This window comes from Nonomuraea sp. NPDC049141 (assembly GCF_040648415.1).
In the GTDB taxonomy this organism is placed as follows: Bacteria; Actinomycetota; Actinomycetes; order Streptosporangiales; family Streptosporangiaceae; genus Nonomuraea.
This window is the reverse complement of the sequence record NZ_JBEZDR010000017.1, coordinates 19,215-32,470: the sequence shown is the minus strand read 5'-3', so window position 1 is coordinate 32,470 and position 13,256 is coordinate 19,215. Positions and strand designations below refer to the sequence as shown.

Sequence of the window (13,256 nt, the reverse complement as noted above, 5' to 3'; positions counted from 1 at the left end):
GCGCCGTGGCGCGCTTGATCAGGCGGTGCCGCGCGGCCACGTGGACCCGTCGTCCTGCCTGGCCCGCTCGGCTGCCCTGCGCACACAGTCGGGGCAGACGGGCACGTGCCTCGACCGGGCCAGCGCTTCCGGCGTGGGGTCGCGCGTTGTGCCCGTCGCGGTCATGTTCGGAGGAAGCGCGGTATCGGGGTCGACCAGGAACATGGTGACGCGTTCGGGGTCGTAGCCGAAGGTACGTTTGCAGCCGTAGCACCGGCCGATCGTCGTGATCCCTTTGTCCGCCATACGGCCTCCCTATCGGGCACGCCCCGTTTTCCGAGATCATGAGCGTAACCGAGCTTGGCTCACCAGGCGCGGAAACAGGCGAAACCGACCGCGATGACTCCTAAGGGCCCGATTCGCCAAGTTCGTCGAGCGCGCGTTTCCAGGGGTAGGCGTCGATGAGGTCGTCTCCGGAGCTCGGGGCGTCGGGCTCGAACTGGCCGGGCTCGAACACCACGCGGACCCCTTCGGCACGCAGGTCTTCCATGCTGCGTACGAAGGGCGCGCGTGCGGCCAGGGCGCTGTTGACGAAGGGCACGACGACGACCGGAATCCCAAGCCCCGGGGCCTCGGAGAGCAGGCCGAGCGCATAGGTGTCGGCAATGCCCTGGGCGAACTTGTTGACCGTGTTGTAGGTCGCCGGCGCGACGATGATCGCATCCGCTCGTGGCGCCTTCGGCTCGTCCGGCCTGCGGTACTGGCTGAGAACGGGCCGACCGGTCTGCCGCTCCAACGCCGGACCGTCGATGAAGGCGAGCGCGGCGGGCGTCGCGATGATCTGCACGATCCACCCTTCCCCCTGGGCCAGGCCGACCAGCCGGCCGACGTCCCCGGCCGGTCCGGCCGCGCACACGATGACGTAGAGAACGTTGCCGGATCGGGTCACGCGCCCACTCCCCACGTGATTGTCGGCCGCTACTCATCGCCCGACGATGGTCGCAGGCGGCGGCGGTACCTGTATATCAGCGCTTCCCCGGAGGTCACCGCCATGAAGCAGCCGGCGATCATGTAGATGATCTGCTCTACCCAATGAGCTGCCGGACCCCAGTGAGCGGTGACGAACCCGTCTGGAGTCCCCGTCAAGATCTCGGCTACTCGGGGGATGACGATGAGAAGACCCAGGAACAGCCCAGACCAGTTCGCCCAAGCGCCCTGCCGATCCATCCCTTTGGCATTGGCCGCACGAATTTGGGTGCGTAATGATCTGCGATCTCCGTGTCGCTCCACGAGCATCAGCTTGGCATTTCCGTACTGCCAGAGGAAGATCCAAGCGCTTTCGTACGGCGAACCACCTGGAACAAGCTTCAGATCGCTGTGGGGCTCCCCAATCTCCGCTCCCACGATCTCCCGGCACTCTCCCGGCACGCGGAGGCGGGCAACCCCCTCGCCGAGCCGACGGGAGCTCATGACCGCCATCGCGCAAGCGCTCGGGAAGGCGCTGAAGATCGAGTAGAAGGAACAGAGATCTGGTCAGAGGGCCGTGCGGCCCTGCTTGCGAGTCCCCGCTCCTCCCCCCTTGATCACCGCCCTATCGGGCACGCAAGGGGGCACGCGCCCACTGGCGACGGTCTTACAGGGCGTCGAGCCTCTACAGGGCGTCGCCGTTTTCCCACCAACCCCTTCCGGCCGCCGCAGCTGTTTCATCACCCCCGCCTTTATAGGCGTTCTGTTCATGAAGATCAGCAGAAGGCATTCTGGACCGAGCTGGGCGGCTCGGCCACGATGAGGCCATGACGGAGAATGGATCAGCGCAGCGGCCGACGACGGACGGGGGAACAGGCTTGCGCCTGAACTGGACAGCAGTGAGCGCTCTGGCGGGTGCGATCGCCGCCGTGGTCGCGCTGGTCGCCTACCTTGCGCCGCCGGCCCCGCCTCCGCAGTCCCAGCCCGACGCGGTGGTCCCCACCCCAGCCCCGCAGTTACCGTCGTCGGACCCGGCCACCACCCCGGCCCAGCAGTCACCGTCATCAGACCCGGTCACCACCCGGCCCGCACCGCCGACCCCGCGCCCATCGCCAAAATCCAGCACACCCAAGCCACCAAAGCCAAGCTCCACGCGAGCGGTCCCCGCTTCCGCCGAACCGCTGTCAGCGATCCGGCCCGGCGGCTGCGACGACGCGGCGGCGGCGCTGACCGCATATCGCCGGAACGCGGGGGCCATCCGCAGCAGCCAGGCAGCCGCGGCTCAGCAGACGTACAGCGACCTGATGAGCGCGGTACTCGACGCGGAAGGAGTAGTGGGATCGAAAATCAGTCGGCTGGCCGCCGAATTCCGGGAACTGAACTTCCGTTTGACCGGCATGACCGGCGGCGATCCCAACCAGGTGATCACGGATATCAATACAGACGTCGCGGAGCTCAACAGACTGTGCGAATCCAGCTGACCCGACGACACATCACAGTCGGTATGGCGCGCGACGACGGCTGCCAAGCAGCGAGGCAACTGGATCCGCACTCGAGCGCCGCGCCCGCGCGCTCATCGCCTCCGCCAGGGCAAACCCGACGCGGTCTCGGTCCAGCACGAACACCCTCGCCGCGTCCACAGGGGCGAGCCGCCGCGAGTTGATGCCCCGTATGGGTCACTCCTCCACGCGAGCGGCGCTGATCCACCGGCACGCGACACAGGGCCGACCAGGCCATCGCACAATCGTCAGGCAAGGAGCCGGCGGGGCGCGGAAGATCGAGTAGAAGTAGCGAAAATCACGAAGGCCAGGTCACCTCATGCGGCTGACCTGGCCTTTCGGCTTTGGAGCGGACGACGGGAATCGAACCCGCGTAGCTAGTTTGGAAGACTAGGGCTCTACCATTGAGCTACGTCCGCGCGAACCAGTCGGAGTCTGGTCTAGACTTCAACCGGTCGTCAGGGCGTAAGCGTACCGGAGTCACGGAGCGCGTGCGTACCCGGCGAGACGGGGCGTGGCGCAGCTTGGTAGCGCGCTTGCTTTGGGAGCAAGAAGTCGCAGGTTCAAATCCTGTCGCCCCGACCAGCCAGAAGGCCCCTTCCATGATCGGAAGGGGCCTTCTGAGTGACTAACTGAGTGACTACGGCTCTGTGCCGCTCTCGAAGATGCGGTCCATGGCCACGGCACCGGCCTGGAGGACGGGCCGGATCTGCTTGCGGTAGACGGCCTCGGTCACGGCCGTGCTGCTGTGGCCGACGAGCCGGGAGATCTCCTCCAGTGGGATGCCGTTGTCCGAGAGCAGCGAGACGAAGCTATGGCGCAGCTCCCTGGGCGTCCACTCGGCAGAGTTGAGCCCTTCGGTGTCCTTGATGACATTGCGGAACGCGCGCCGGACGTTGGAAGCGTCGAGCGGGGTTGCTGCCGCTGAGGCGAACACCAGTCCGCTGGTGTTCCAGGAGTCGCCCTGCTCACGACGTTGGTCGTCCCGATGCTGCCGGAGAACGTCCACGCAGCGGCGGGGGAGTGCCAGGGTACGCCGGGACCTGCGGGTCTTGGTGTCCCCGCCGGCCCTTACAGAGCGCCACACCGCCACGTGAGGCGGGACGGGAGGGTTGGCGTTCGGGTCTCCTTCCAGGTCCACGTGATCCCATGTCAGCGCTCTCAGCTCCTCGGTGCGTGCCCCGGTGAGGAGGGACACCACCACGTACGCATGCAGCCGCGTTCCTTCCGCAGCCTTGAGTACGGCGCCCGCCTGGGCGAACGTCAACGCCTTGGACGGACGGCCCGCCTTGCCCACGGGCACCGCACAGAGCTCCACCACGTTCCGCTTGACCTTGTCCCTTGTCATCGCCCGCTTGAGGGCGCGGTTCAGGCAGGACCGGATGATCTGCAAGGAACGAGTGCTGAGCGTCTTCGACTTGGTCGCCAGCCACTTGTCGACATCCTCCGCGCTGAGGTCACGCAGCTTGCGCTTGCCCAGGGCCGGAATGACATGCTTGTTGCACAAGGACCTGTAGGACTCGACGGTGCTGGCATCACAACCGCTGAGCCCGTACGTCAGCCAGTCGGTCACGGCTCGTTCAACCGTGTAATCAGCGGGAGCGATGGCCAGGCCGTCTTCGTAGTCGCGGACGATCTCCTTGAGCCTGTCCTTGGCGGCGGTCTTGGTCTTGCCACTGGCCTTCTTCACGATGCGCTTCCCGGCCGGTGTGTAGCCAACCGTGAGTGAGGCCATCCAGCGTTGCCGGGACTCGTCCCAGTGCAGGCCACCGTCCCCGCGGCTGCGGCGCTTGGTCATGACGCCTCCCGCTGCAACAGGGCGATGTACTCGGCGAGGGCGCTGGCCGGGATCAGGCGGCAGCGGCCCTGTTTGACCGACCGGAGGCGCCCTGCGCGGAGCTGCTCGTAGATGACACTGCGGCTCATCCGGAGCTTCTGCATGGCGTCCGGGACGCGGTAGAGCTGGGTGTCGTCAGCCACGGCCCACCTCCGGCGCGATTGAGGCAGCCAAGGCGGATTCGCCTGGTGTGAAGCCCTGCCCGGCGTATTGCCAATGGCCGAGGACGAAGGTGGTTTCCGGGTCGTACGGCAAGCGTGCGCGGGTCCAGTCGACCCGAGCCTGACGCAGGTCGCCGAGGGTGGTGGAGTAGGCGCGGCTCTTGGTGGAGAAGTGCCCGCGGAAGCCGAGCATGTGCGCCCAGTCTCGGAGGCGAAGGTGCACGAGGCCAGGGTGTGCGGCTGGGTTGCCGAGCGTCCAGGCGGTGCGGATGAGGCGGGCGGGGTGGTCGGCGATGTCGAGGCGGTGGAGTTGCAGGATGGAGGCGCTGGTCAGGGGCCGGTCGAGGGTGCCTGAGGTCTCAGCGGCCTTGGTGGCGTACTTGGCGATGTAGCCCGCGACCTTCCCTTCGCTCATGTCATCGCCGGGGCCGGCCGAGGCGATGTGTACGACGTCGACCTGGTCGCCCCAGGTGAGTTCGTCGGTGGGCTGGCCGAGGTCGGGTGCGGGCAGGTGTACGGCGCGGGCGGCAGAGTGAATCGCGTCGTCGAGCAACTCGACGGTGGCCCAGACCGGTGGTGGGGCCGGTATGTCGTCGGAGGTCCGGCCGTCGAGCCTGATGACGGCGTGGAAGTGGACGACGCCACGGGCCTGGTACTCGGCGACCTTGGCGAAGGAGATGCGTACGGTCTCGTTGAAGGTCTTGCGGGTCAGGCCAGCGGCGGCGGCCAGATGCCGGCGGAGATAGATGGTGAAGCGTCGCCACAGATCTCCGGCGTAGGCGTTCCACAGGACATGGCCGGTGTAGTCGTAGCTGTCAGGGTCGAGCGGTTGGCCGATGGCAGGGTCTCCTTGCTGGTGGCGGGTGAAGCAGGATGGGCCGTTCCGGCGCGGGTGGCAGATCTGGATCACACCGTCTTTGCCGGGGCCTCGGTGGACGGGGCCGAAGGTGGGGGCGGTGAAGGTGGCCAACACTCTCGGGTGGGTGCGGACGATGGCCGGGACGTTCTTGTCTCCGCCGAGCAGGCCCGCGCGGATGAGGTGGAAGGTGTCCCGCCGGTAGGTCTCGGCACAGGCCGGGCAGCGTGACGTGCGGCGGTTGCCGCAGCGGACGAGGAGTTGGCCGTGCGGTTCGTTCGTGGTGGTGTAGTGGCGGAGTAGCTCTCCGGTGTCGGCGTTGATGGTGGTCGACTCGCCGGTGAGGCGGATGGGTTCCCGGCAGCCGCGCAGCCGGTCCACCTGGTGCAGCCAGCGGGTCACGTCGTAGTTGGAGCGCCGGGCGAGGTCGCGGATGACCGGGCCGACGAGGGCGCTGAGGGGCGCGGGTAGCTCAGGAGCTTCAGTCACGGTGCCTCCTCTCCGGTGCCTTCGCAGCACGGGCAGTAGATGGTGATCAGCCGGTGGGTACGGATGGAACGGACGCGGACGGAGCCGTATCCGCCGCATTCCGGGCAGTGCCGGTCGCGCATACTGGAGTTCCTTCGTTGAGTGCGGAGGGTGACGCCCCACGGGGACGGCGGGCTGCCAGGCTTGAGCCGTCCCGTGGTGGCGTCGTTGATCAGTTGTGGTTGTCGATGCCGGTGCCGGAGCAGTCGCGGCAGGTGTCGCCGTCGTACAGGCCGGTGCCGTTGCAGGTGGCACAGGCGTAGGCACGGATCTCGTCGACGGTCATCGGGTCCCTCTTCCTTGGCACGTGCGGCAGGTCTCCTTGGTCTCGATCACGAGGGTCTGGCCGTTGGACTGGAGCTGACTGCGGTAGGCGAGCACGGCGCCGGAGCCGAGACAGCGGCGGCAGTACAGCTGGCTCATGCCGGGTCTCCTTGCGTGGTGGTGATCCAGGCGACGCGGTTACCGCTGGCGTGGCCGATGGCGGCCAGGACACGGGCGAGATTGGTGGCGTCCAGGCGGGTGATGGCGGGTCCGAGCTCGACCGGCAGGCCGTCGGCGAGTGAGAGGGCGATACGCAAGATGGCGGCTTCAGAGCCGGAACAGGGCAGGCGTCCGCTGGACAGGGCGGTGTGTGCGGCCTGCCAGTCGATGACCGCGTACGGGATGCGGGTGTAGGTGGCGGTGACGTAGTCGATGGCGTAGCGCCGGAACTCGGGGCGGTGCAGCCACACGCCGTGCTGGATGAGCAGCTCGACGGCGGCTTCCATCGAGTACGAGCCTCGGGCCCAGGCACGGGCGGCTTCGGCCAGCTCGATCGGGGTCGGGTGGGTCATGCGACGGGTTCCTTTCGGATCTGGGTGAGCAGGTCTGCGGCCAGGTGGGCGGAGACGTGCATGCGGGTGGCGAGGTGCTCGCCGGTGATCGGGCGGTGGTGGGTGGCCTGGTGCTCGTCGGCCAGGCGGCGGGCGTAGGCCAGAAGCGCCGGCGACGGCCCGTGCTCTGCCGGGCGCTGCTCGGCGACCTGTACGGCCAAGTGCGGTGCTGCGGCGTCCAGCGCGGGCACGTCGGAAGTGGCCGAATCGGTGATCGCGGCCGGGCTGGTGTTGTCCTCGGTCACCGACTCTTCGTCGGGTGCTGGGGACCTGTGGGAGGCGCGACGCTCCAGCATCGAGACCGCGACCAGGAACGCCACGGCCGGAGTGGCGGCGGTGATCCAGCCCCACACGCTCGGGTGAGCCGTGGCCAGGTTCGCCGCCAGGGTGAGCACGATGCCGCCGGTCAGTACGAGCGCGGGCCAGGAGACGAGGCCGGGTCGGCGACGGCCGGTGCGTTTGTCGCGTTGGAGTTCACGGGCGGCCATCACGCACATCAGGTCGATGCACACGGCGACCGCCCAGGACTGCCAGCCAAGTTGCCCGTGCGCGGCGGCCAACTCGCTGATGTGGGTGAAGGAGCCGACAGCGGCGATGGCGGCCAGGACGACCACAGGGCCGGTGTCGAGCAGGCGCGAGCGGATGCTTCCCATATCGGAGCACCTCCCTTCCGGGTTTTGGGCATGGGCGGGGTAGGGACCTGGCGCGATGAGGCTCGCGGCCGGCCGTAAAGGCTGGTGTTAGGTGGGCTCTACTTCGCGGGCGAGGGCTTCCAACTCCGCGTCCGTCACGGTGATGGTCTGATCGGTGGCGGTGAGCAGATCGGCCCATTTGGGAGCGAGGTCCGCATGCGCCTGGGCGGCGGCCTCGGCAGTCTCTTCGCTGACGTAGATGGATCGGGCGCGGTACCAGCGGCCGTCATCGGCTACGACGATGGCGGTACCGGGCATGTTGGCGGCGATCTGCCGGGCCGCATCCAGGGCGGCAGGGTCGGTGTCGCCGAGGGTCATGGTCGCGGTCTCGGGGTCGTTGACCCGGTGGCAGATTCGGCCGGAGAGCTGGGATCGTAGGGCGGTGACGCCGGGGCCGAGGTCGGATCCGACCCGCTGGCCGCAGACGAACAGGTAGAGGCCGAAGGCTCGGCCGAGCTGGGCCAACCTGAGGAGGGCGGTGGCGGTCGAGGCGATCTCGTCTTTTTCGCCCTTGTGCGCCATCAGGAACAGCTCGGCCACCTCGTCCACCAGGACCACGACCGGCGTCGGGCGGAGGTCTTGTGGGAGCTTCCAGATATTGCGCGCCTTGTTGGCCCGGCACAATGCCATGCGGGTTTTGACCAGGCAGATCAGGTCGTCGAGCAGGCCGACGCATTCGGCCCGCTCGGTGGCGATGGCCGACAGGCGCGACCCGTAGGCGGTCAACTCCACGCCGCCCTTGAGGTCGAAGCCCACCAGCGCCACCGGCTGCGAGGACAGACCCGTGATCAGGGCGTTGAGCAGGGTGGACTTGCCGGACTGCGTCGCGCCGGTATTAAGCCAGTGCGGCACGGTGCGGAAGTCGACCACCCATGGCGCGCCGGTCTCCAGCAGTCCGACCCGCACCCGCAGCAGCCCTTCGGACAGCACCGGGATACATACCTCGGACAGTGGATCGCCTCGGGTGGCCAGCAGCGTGACCCGACCCGGCTTGGACGAGATGAGTCGTACCGAGTGCACGCGCCAGGCGTGCGCGAGGTTGGACAGCCGGGCGTTGTAGTCGTCCGGCGTCTGGCCGTCCATCAGCTTGATGTTGACCCGGAAGCCGAGGTGGCACGGGCGGATGACGCCGAGCCGGGGTGGCTTGTCGATCTGGACGCGGCGGACCTTCCGCTTGTGTGACAGAGAGATGGCCGCCTGCCCGACGACCGGCAGACCATCGAGGGTGTAGCGCCAGCGGCGCCGCTTACGGGTGAGTGTGCATCCCAGGGCGACGTTGCCCCAGGTGAAGTAGACGTGGCCGGTCTTCAGCGGGTAGCCCACGATGAGCCAGAACGAGACCGGGTGCAGCGCCCGCCACACCAAAAGAGCCGTGCAGACCGAGGCCACCGTGATGGCCAGCGGAATCAGCCAGCCGGACATACTTGGAACGTTCCTTTCATACTGCGAAAGGAAGGCCCCGGAGCGGGCGGTTAGCTGCCAGGCGATGCGCCCGCTCCAGGGGTGTACCTGCGGCTAGGCCGCCTTCGGATTGGCCACCGTGATGGCCTCGGCGCGAAAGCCGAGACCGGAGCGGCCGTTCATCGACCAGAAGAACGCCGCCAGGCCGACGGGGCGGACCTGCACGCCCTCGGGGATCTGCGGGAACGCCACACTCGGGAACGTCACCACGATCACCGGATTGCGCCGGTCGTCGTTCGGCTTGGGCAGGAGCGGGATGGTGTAGAGCTCCCTTCCCTCCGCGTCCCTCTTCACCTCGCCCGTAGCGCGGTCCACGATCTTGGGCTCGGGCTCGCCCGCGACCGTGAACGCCAGGGTGGTGATGTCGACGGGGATGTTGCGCATGATGGTCCTCCAGACCTTAGGTCCTCAACTCCTAATGAGGACTTCTGAGATGATGATTACCCGCAGCGGTCCTGTCGTCAACTCCTAATGAGGAGTAGAGTGCCCGTCAGAGCAGTTTTTACTGTTCGATCACCACGAGGCGGAAACAGTGACATCAGGTTTGGGCGGGTTCGCCCCCAAGTACCAGCAGATCGCGGAAGAGCTACGGCAGGACATCCGGGAAGGCCGCTACCAGCCAGGCGAACGTTTGCCCGCGGAAACGGCCCTTGCAGAGCGGTTCAGGGTGAGCCTGCCGACCATTCGCCAGGCCGTCGGCGTGTTGCGCGCGGAAGGGCTCGCCGAGTCCAAGCACGGCATCGGCACCTTCGTACGGCAAGACCACCGGCTCGAACGACGCTCCCGCCACCGCTACGGCCGAGCCCGCTGTGACCAGAAGCTCCTCACTTCGCACCTGCGTCACGACATCGTCTTCGCCGGACCGGAGAAAGCGCCGGCCCGCATCGCCGAGGCTATGGGCATCCCCGAAGGCACCGAGGTCATCACCCGCCGCCGCGTCCTGTACGACCAGGAGACCAACAGCCCCGAGGAGATCGGCGCCAGCTACATCCCTGCGGACATCGCGCGCGGAACCTCCCTCGAAGAGCGCGCAGTCGTCCCCAAGGCACTGTTCCTGTGCATCGAAGACCTCAGCGGCAAGCGCTATCACCACGCTCGCGACCAGTGGATCGCCCGCAACGCCACCCCCGAGGAGGCCGCCACGCTCGGCCTGCCGCAAGGCGGCCAGGTCATGCACGTCATCCACACGGCCCGCTCCGAGGACGACACCGTCCTGGAGGTGTCGGAATCCATCTGGCCGGCCGACCGCGTCACGATCATCGACGAGTACGACATCGAGCAGAACGAGCAAGCTCCCGACGTTCCCTCGCAGATCTGAGGCGGTTCAATGAGCATCCACGATGTCGACGAGGTGCGCTCGCACTGGTGGCCTCGGGAAGGGTGGCGCCCGGGCCGCCTGGTCTACACCTGGCACCTGACCTTCGAGCACGCGCCACAACTGCATCAGCTCGCCGAGCGCTACCAAGCGGCCCTTGGAGTGATCGAGGAGCACAATCCGATACCCGCACGGTGGCTACACCTCACCGTGCAGGGGGTCGGGTTCGTCGACGAGGTGTCCGAGGAGCAGCTTGACCAGATCACCGAGGCCGTACGCGTCCGTCTGGGCAAGCTGGCTCCCGTTGAGCTGACCTTCCACCGGCCGACCTTGCTCGGTGAGGGAGTTGTGCTGACTCCGACTCCCGCGGAGCCGCTGCATCAGATTTGGGGAGAGATCAGGAGCGGCATCGCCGAGGTGATGGGGAACGCGCCCACGGCAGCAGAGCAAGCCAAGGGCTTTCGCCCCCACGTCAGCCTGACCTACATCAACGCACCAGGACCCGCCAGGCCCTACCTCGACGTCCTGAGCGCGGTCGAAGCCGAGCCGGTCAGTGTCGACGTCGAGCAGGTTGCGCTGATCGTGCAGAACCGGGTTCTTGATCCCGAGTGGCTATATCGCTGGACGACCCGCGCGACGGTGGTTCTCGGGGCTCGATAGAGACCAACACTCGGTGGTCGTCTGATCTTGAGTGGTTACAACCTTCTATACGGGTTCAAGCCGCCGCCCGATGGGCGGCGGGCGGCCGGGCGGTCCGGGCGGGCGTGCGGCCTCTCCGGGCCGGTCCCGCCCGGCCACCCCGCCGCACCAGCGTGCGTTGATCGAAACTGTTCAGCCTTTTTCGCTGGAAACCGCGACTGTTGTTTGATAGGTATTTCCGAACTGCTGCCATCAAGTGTGAGCCGCGCCCTTTGCGCCCTCATCTGACTTTTCATACGAGAGTACACCCGCGCCAACACGCCGCTGCACACGCTTAAATATTCGATTGGAAATTAGCTCGCTGCTCGAAACTACCTCACCGTACTCTTTGCGGAGTAGTCGGAGCTGCTCCTCAAGCTCCGTCTCGCTTGGCCGCTTCATCGCTAAAGACCGCTCTAGCTTGGCTTTATGGCGCAACTCGGTAAAACGGCGGCCGGAATCCTTAAACGAGCTGGCTTGCTTTCCCGATCCAAGAAAAGATGCAGTCGCAGCGACGGCGCCAGCAACAGCGCCAATCGCCCCCCCACTGCTTATCACTTCCAAGCGCCACCAGGAGGGCCGCAGCAGCGCTTGCCACTGCCGGAATGAAGACTATAGCCTTCCCCCAAAATTCAGCTGACTTAGCCGCCTCGAAATATGATTGCGCCGAATAAGATGCATCTTCATATAGCCTATCCAGCTCTATAAGGTAGGGACGAAGTCCATCGTCAGGTAAAGTCATATTCTCTTCCAGTTGCCGGAACGGGAACTTTCTCGGGCCGCTGCTTCAAATACTCGACACTGAGCCTTAGCTCAGGATCGGAATCTGCAACGACGGACAGCCACTGATCGGAGCATTGTCCTCCTTCGTAACAGGCCACCAATAAAGCTCGGCGCACCCTATGATTCTGCTCCTGCTGAAACTCCTGCTTAAGGCGTGAGGCGCCACCCTTAAAACCATAGAGACCAAGGTAGCGTGCAGCAAACTCGCGCACGAAACTCTCCTTGTTTCGATCTAGCAATAGATCCCACGCCGCCTTAATCCCTCGCTTGGATTGCACAGCATTTTGAATCATGTATATCAGGAGATGCTGCTCGGCGTACGGATACAAGAAGAGCTTACTGTTAGTGAGCAGATCTACAACTGCAACACCGATTGCAGGGTTCTCTTTGTGAAAGAGGCTAAGGTATGCCAGCGCCTCACGGGCGAGGTGAGGAACTTCACCCATGTTGGCGAGAAGCCACTTGACGGCATAGTCATCCTCGATGATCTTGAACTTGCCGAGGCTGAACTTAAGATCTCTAGCTCTTACCGGCTCTTGCGTGACGACCTTGTCGAAGAAGGCTCGCAACTCATCCTCTGCATCGCCATCAGCAACACTTATGCCATAGCTGATGGCGTCCTTCTCGCTATCCTCGAACTCGTCAGGAACATCATGACTGCTGATAATTTTAGTCTTATTTCCTGCCAGATTAAGATGGCGATACCGTAGCAGCTTATTCGCCTCCACGATTATCTCGCGAAGCCTAAGCCAGTCATCGGCGAAGATGTACATATCGTCCGAGTATCGGAAGTGGCGGTACCCTCTTCGCGAGAGTTCCATATCAAGGGAATTAGATATAGGTTCGCCAGGATGCCGGAGGAGTCTGGGCCTTGCGGTAGCCCCCATGCATGGCTCAAGCCGTTGAAGGCTCGCAGGAAAGTTTCGAGAACCTCAATGGACCATGCTGGAACATCCAGCGCACCAAGGTCCTCTATTAATTGATCGACTTCAATATGCTCATAGAAGGCAGTGACATCGGTGCGGGCCAGCAAGAGGGATGGCTTCTTGTTATGAAGCGCTTTGGCGACCCTCTGCATAGTGATCCACATCTTGCCAGGGCCGACTAGACGTTGCCGTTTCTTCCACCATCGGTAGCTATAGACCCCACGAGGAATTGCAGATTCGATGCTATTCGCTGCAGCAAAAACCGCTGCATCGTAAACGAGGCGATGCTCGGGACGCAATCGAGCAAGCGGGCGAACGGATATTACGTCCTTAGGGAGATCTACAATCTCGACATGAGCGGGAGCATAGTCGTTGCTCAGTACCTTGCGAACCAGGCTCTCCCTATACGAAGGCCAGCCAGCCTGAAGATCTGCATGAGCTATCGGATCTGGTATGTCAAGATCTCCGCTTGCGCTTCCCAGGTGCTTTAGGGCAAGGTCGAGATACTCGAGAACAGATTCCCCCGCACTCTGGTTCACGAGATCCGCCGAAGATAGAAGTTGGCCCCAAAGAAAGTCATCCTAGCGGACGCTCTGAAGATTTGCTTCCGAAAGTTATTGTTCTGATCTTTTCACAGCGAGCATGACACTTAGTGTTCTCGCGAGGTGGAATCACTGCTCTGCTGATCATGGGCGGACGT

General features: G+C 64.9%; 16 protein-coding genes and 2 tRNA genes. 4 read left to right on the top strand and 14 right to left on the bottom strand.

Annotated elements, in window-relative coordinates:
• Nucleotides 1-18: 18 nt before the first annotated feature.
• The 3 genes from AB0B91_RS41520 to AB0B91_RS41510 all read right to left on the bottom strand — a co-directional run bounded on the left by AB0B91_RS41520 (nucleotide 19) and on the right by AB0B91_RS41510 (nucleotide 1,449).
• On the bottom strand, nucleotides 19-285 hold the full coding sequence (locus AB0B91_RS41520) for a hypothetical protein (RefSeq protein ID WP_358332358.1): 267 nt from the start codon (nucleotides 283-285) through the stop codon (nucleotides 19-21).
• A gap of 100 nt (nucleotides 286-385) precedes the next feature.
• Entirely contained in the window at nucleotides 386-928 is a 543-nt protein-coding gene (locus AB0B91_RS41515; protein WP_358332355.1) for a flavoprotein, read from the bottom strand.
• 29 nt (nucleotides 929-957) lie between these two features.
• Nucleotides 958-1,449 (bottom strand): hypothetical protein, encoded by a 492-nt coding sequence (locus tag AB0B91_RS41510; protein WP_358332352.1) that lies wholly within the window; start codon nucleotides 1,447-1,449, stop codon nucleotides 958-960.
• Between the two features lie 374 nt (nucleotides 1,450-1,823).
• Here AB0B91_RS41510 and AB0B91_RS41505 point away from each other — a divergent pair, with 374 nt between their 5' ends.
• Nucleotides 1,824-2,426: a hypothetical protein gene (locus AB0B91_RS41505; RefSeq protein WP_358332349.1), complete on the top strand. Its 603-nt coding sequence runs from the start codon at nucleotides 1,824-1,826 to the stop codon at nucleotides 2,424-2,426.
• 363 nt (nucleotides 2,427-2,789) lie between these two features.
• Here AB0B91_RS41505 and AB0B91_RS41500 read toward each other — a convergent pair.
• A tRNA-Gly gene (locus AB0B91_RS41500) sits at nucleotides 2,790-2,863 on the bottom strand.
• 89 nt (nucleotides 2,864-2,952) lie between these two features.
• Between AB0B91_RS41500 and AB0B91_RS41495 the strand changes: the two genes are divergently transcribed.
• Nucleotides 2,953-3,029: transfer RNA gene (locus AB0B91_RS41495), tRNA-Pro, on the top strand.
• Nucleotides 3,030-3,084: 55 nt separating this feature from the next.
• On the opposite strand, the gene AB0B91_RS41490 is transcribed toward AB0B91_RS41495, so the two are convergent.
• From AB0B91_RS41490 to AB0B91_RS41450, 9 genes are all read right to left on the bottom strand, one after another.
• Nucleotides 3,085-4,242: a tyrosine-type recombinase/integrase gene (locus AB0B91_RS41490; protein WP_358332346.1), complete on the bottom strand. Its 1,158-nt coding sequence runs from the start codon at nucleotides 4,240-4,242 to the stop codon at nucleotides 3,085-3,087.
• On the bottom strand, nucleotides 4,239-4,424 hold the full coding sequence (locus AB0B91_RS41485) for a helix-turn-helix domain-containing protein (protein WP_358332343.1): 186 nt from the start codon (nucleotides 4,422-4,424) through the stop codon (nucleotides 4,239-4,241). Before AB0B91_RS41485 ends, AB0B91_RS41490 begins: the two co-directional genes overlap by 4 nt.
• Nucleotides 4,417-5,787, bottom strand: a complete 1,371-nt coding sequence (locus tag AB0B91_RS41480) for a replication initiator (protein WP_358332340.1) — start codon at nucleotides 5,785-5,787, stop codon at nucleotides 4,417-4,419. The genes AB0B91_RS41485 and AB0B91_RS41480 overlap by 8 nt, the downstream gene beginning before the upstream one ends.
• Nucleotides 5,784-5,909, bottom strand: coding sequence for a hypothetical protein (locus AB0B91_RS41475; RefSeq protein WP_358332337.1), 126 nt, complete (start codon nucleotides 5,907-5,909; stop codon nucleotides 5,784-5,786). Before AB0B91_RS41475 ends, AB0B91_RS41480 begins: the two co-directional genes overlap by 4 nt.
• A 199-nt stretch (nucleotides 5,910-6,108) precedes the next feature.
• Nucleotides 6,109-6,249: a hypothetical protein gene (locus AB0B91_RS41470; protein ID WP_358332334.1), complete on the bottom strand. Its 141-nt coding sequence runs from the start codon at nucleotides 6,247-6,249 to the stop codon at nucleotides 6,109-6,111.
• Nucleotides 6,246-6,662 (bottom strand): hypothetical protein, encoded by a 417-nt coding sequence (locus AB0B91_RS41465; RefSeq protein WP_358332331.1) that lies wholly within the window; start codon nucleotides 6,660-6,662, stop codon nucleotides 6,246-6,248. Before AB0B91_RS41465 ends, AB0B91_RS41470 begins: the two co-directional genes overlap by 4 nt.
• Nucleotides 6,659-7,354: a DUF2637 domain-containing protein gene (locus tag AB0B91_RS41460; RefSeq protein ID WP_358332328.1), complete on the bottom strand. Its 696-nt coding sequence runs from the start codon at nucleotides 7,352-7,354 to the stop codon at nucleotides 6,659-6,661. Before AB0B91_RS41460 ends, AB0B91_RS41465 begins: the two co-directional genes overlap by 4 nt.
• 87 nt (nucleotides 7,355-7,441) lie before the next feature.
• Nucleotides 7,442-8,815 carry an FtsK/SpoIIIE domain-containing protein gene (locus tag AB0B91_RS41455; protein WP_358332326.1) on the bottom strand — a complete coding sequence of 458 codons (1,374 nt, stop codon included), beginning with the start codon at nucleotides 8,813-8,815 and terminating at the stop codon, nucleotides 7,442-7,444.
• 93 nt (nucleotides 8,816-8,908) lie between these two features.
• Nucleotides 8,909-9,238 carry a hypothetical protein gene (locus tag AB0B91_RS41450; protein WP_358332323.1) on the bottom strand — a complete coding sequence of 110 codons (330 nt, stop codon included), beginning with the start codon at nucleotides 9,236-9,238 and terminating at the stop codon, nucleotides 8,909-8,911.
• Between the two features lie 148 nt (nucleotides 9,239-9,386).
• On the opposite strand from AB0B91_RS41450, the gene AB0B91_RS41445 reads away from it, so the two are divergent.
• Both AB0B91_RS41445 and AB0B91_RS41440 read left to right on the top strand, forming a co-directional pair.
• On the top strand, nucleotides 9,387-10,172 hold the full coding sequence (locus tag AB0B91_RS41445; protein ID WP_358332320.1) for a GntR family transcriptional regulator: 786 nt from the start codon (nucleotides 9,387-9,389) through the stop codon (nucleotides 10,170-10,172).
• 9 nt (nucleotides 10,173-10,181) lie between these two features.
• Nucleotides 10,182-10,829, top strand: coding sequence for a 2'-5' RNA ligase family protein (locus AB0B91_RS41440; protein WP_358332317.1), 648 nt, complete (start codon nucleotides 10,182-10,184; stop codon nucleotides 10,827-10,829).
• 746 nt (nucleotides 10,830-11,575) lie between these two features.
• On the opposite strand, the gene AB0B91_RS41435 is transcribed toward AB0B91_RS41440, so the two are convergent.
• A complete protein-coding gene (locus tag AB0B91_RS41435; RefSeq protein ID WP_358332314.1) occupies nucleotides 11,576-12,403 on the bottom strand; it encodes a hypothetical protein in 828 nt (275 codons plus the stop codon).
• Nucleotides 12,404-13,256 lie beyond the last annotated feature (853 nt).

What these genes read in the sequence shown, in the direction of transcription:
- AB0B91_RS41450 (WP_358332323.1), bottom strand. Translation starts at nt 9,238, where the DNA reads ATGCGCAACATCCCCGTCGACATCACCACCCTGGCGTTCACGGTCGCG.
- AB0B91_RS41440 (WP_358332317.1), top strand. Translation starts at nt 10,182, where the DNA reads ATGAGCATCCACGATGTCGACGAGGTGCGCTCGCACTGGTGGCCTCGG.
- AB0B91_RS41475 (WP_358332337.1), bottom strand. Translation starts at nt 5,909, where the DNA reads ATGCGCGACCGGCACTGCCCGGAATGCGGCGGATACGGCTCCGTCCGC.
- AB0B91_RS41520 (WP_358332358.1), bottom strand. Translation starts at nt 285, where the DNA reads ATGGCGGACAAAGGGATCACGACGATCGGCCGGTGCTACGGCTGCAAA.
- AB0B91_RS41435 (WP_358332314.1), bottom strand. Translation starts at nt 12,403, where the DNA reads ATGTACATCTTCGCCGATGACTGGCTTAGGCTTCGCGAGATAATCGTG.
- AB0B91_RS41510 (WP_358332352.1), bottom strand. Translation starts at nt 1,449, where the DNA reads ATGAGCTCCCGTCGGCTCGGCGAGGGGGTTGCCCGCCTCCGCGTGCCG.
- AB0B91_RS41490 (WP_358332346.1), bottom strand. Translation starts at nt 4,242, where the DNA reads ATGACCAAGCGCCGCAGCCGCGGGGACGGTGGCCTGCACTGGGACGAG.
- AB0B91_RS41465 (WP_358332331.1), bottom strand. Translation starts at nt 6,662, where the DNA reads ATGACCCACCCGACCCCGATCGAGCTGGCCGAAGCCGCCCGTGCCTGG.
- AB0B91_RS41460 (WP_358332328.1), bottom strand. Translation starts at nt 7,354, where the DNA reads ATGGGAAGCATCCGCTCGCGCCTGCTCGACACCGGCCCTGTGGTCGTC.
- AB0B91_RS41455 (WP_358332326.1), bottom strand. Translation starts at nt 8,815, where the DNA reads ATGTCCGGCTGGCTGATTCCGCTGGCCATCACGGTGGCCTCGGTCTGC.
- AB0B91_RS41470 (WP_358332334.1), bottom strand. Translation starts at nt 6,249, where the DNA reads ATGAGCCAGCTGTACTGCCGCCGCTGTCTCGGCTCCGGCGCCGTGCTC.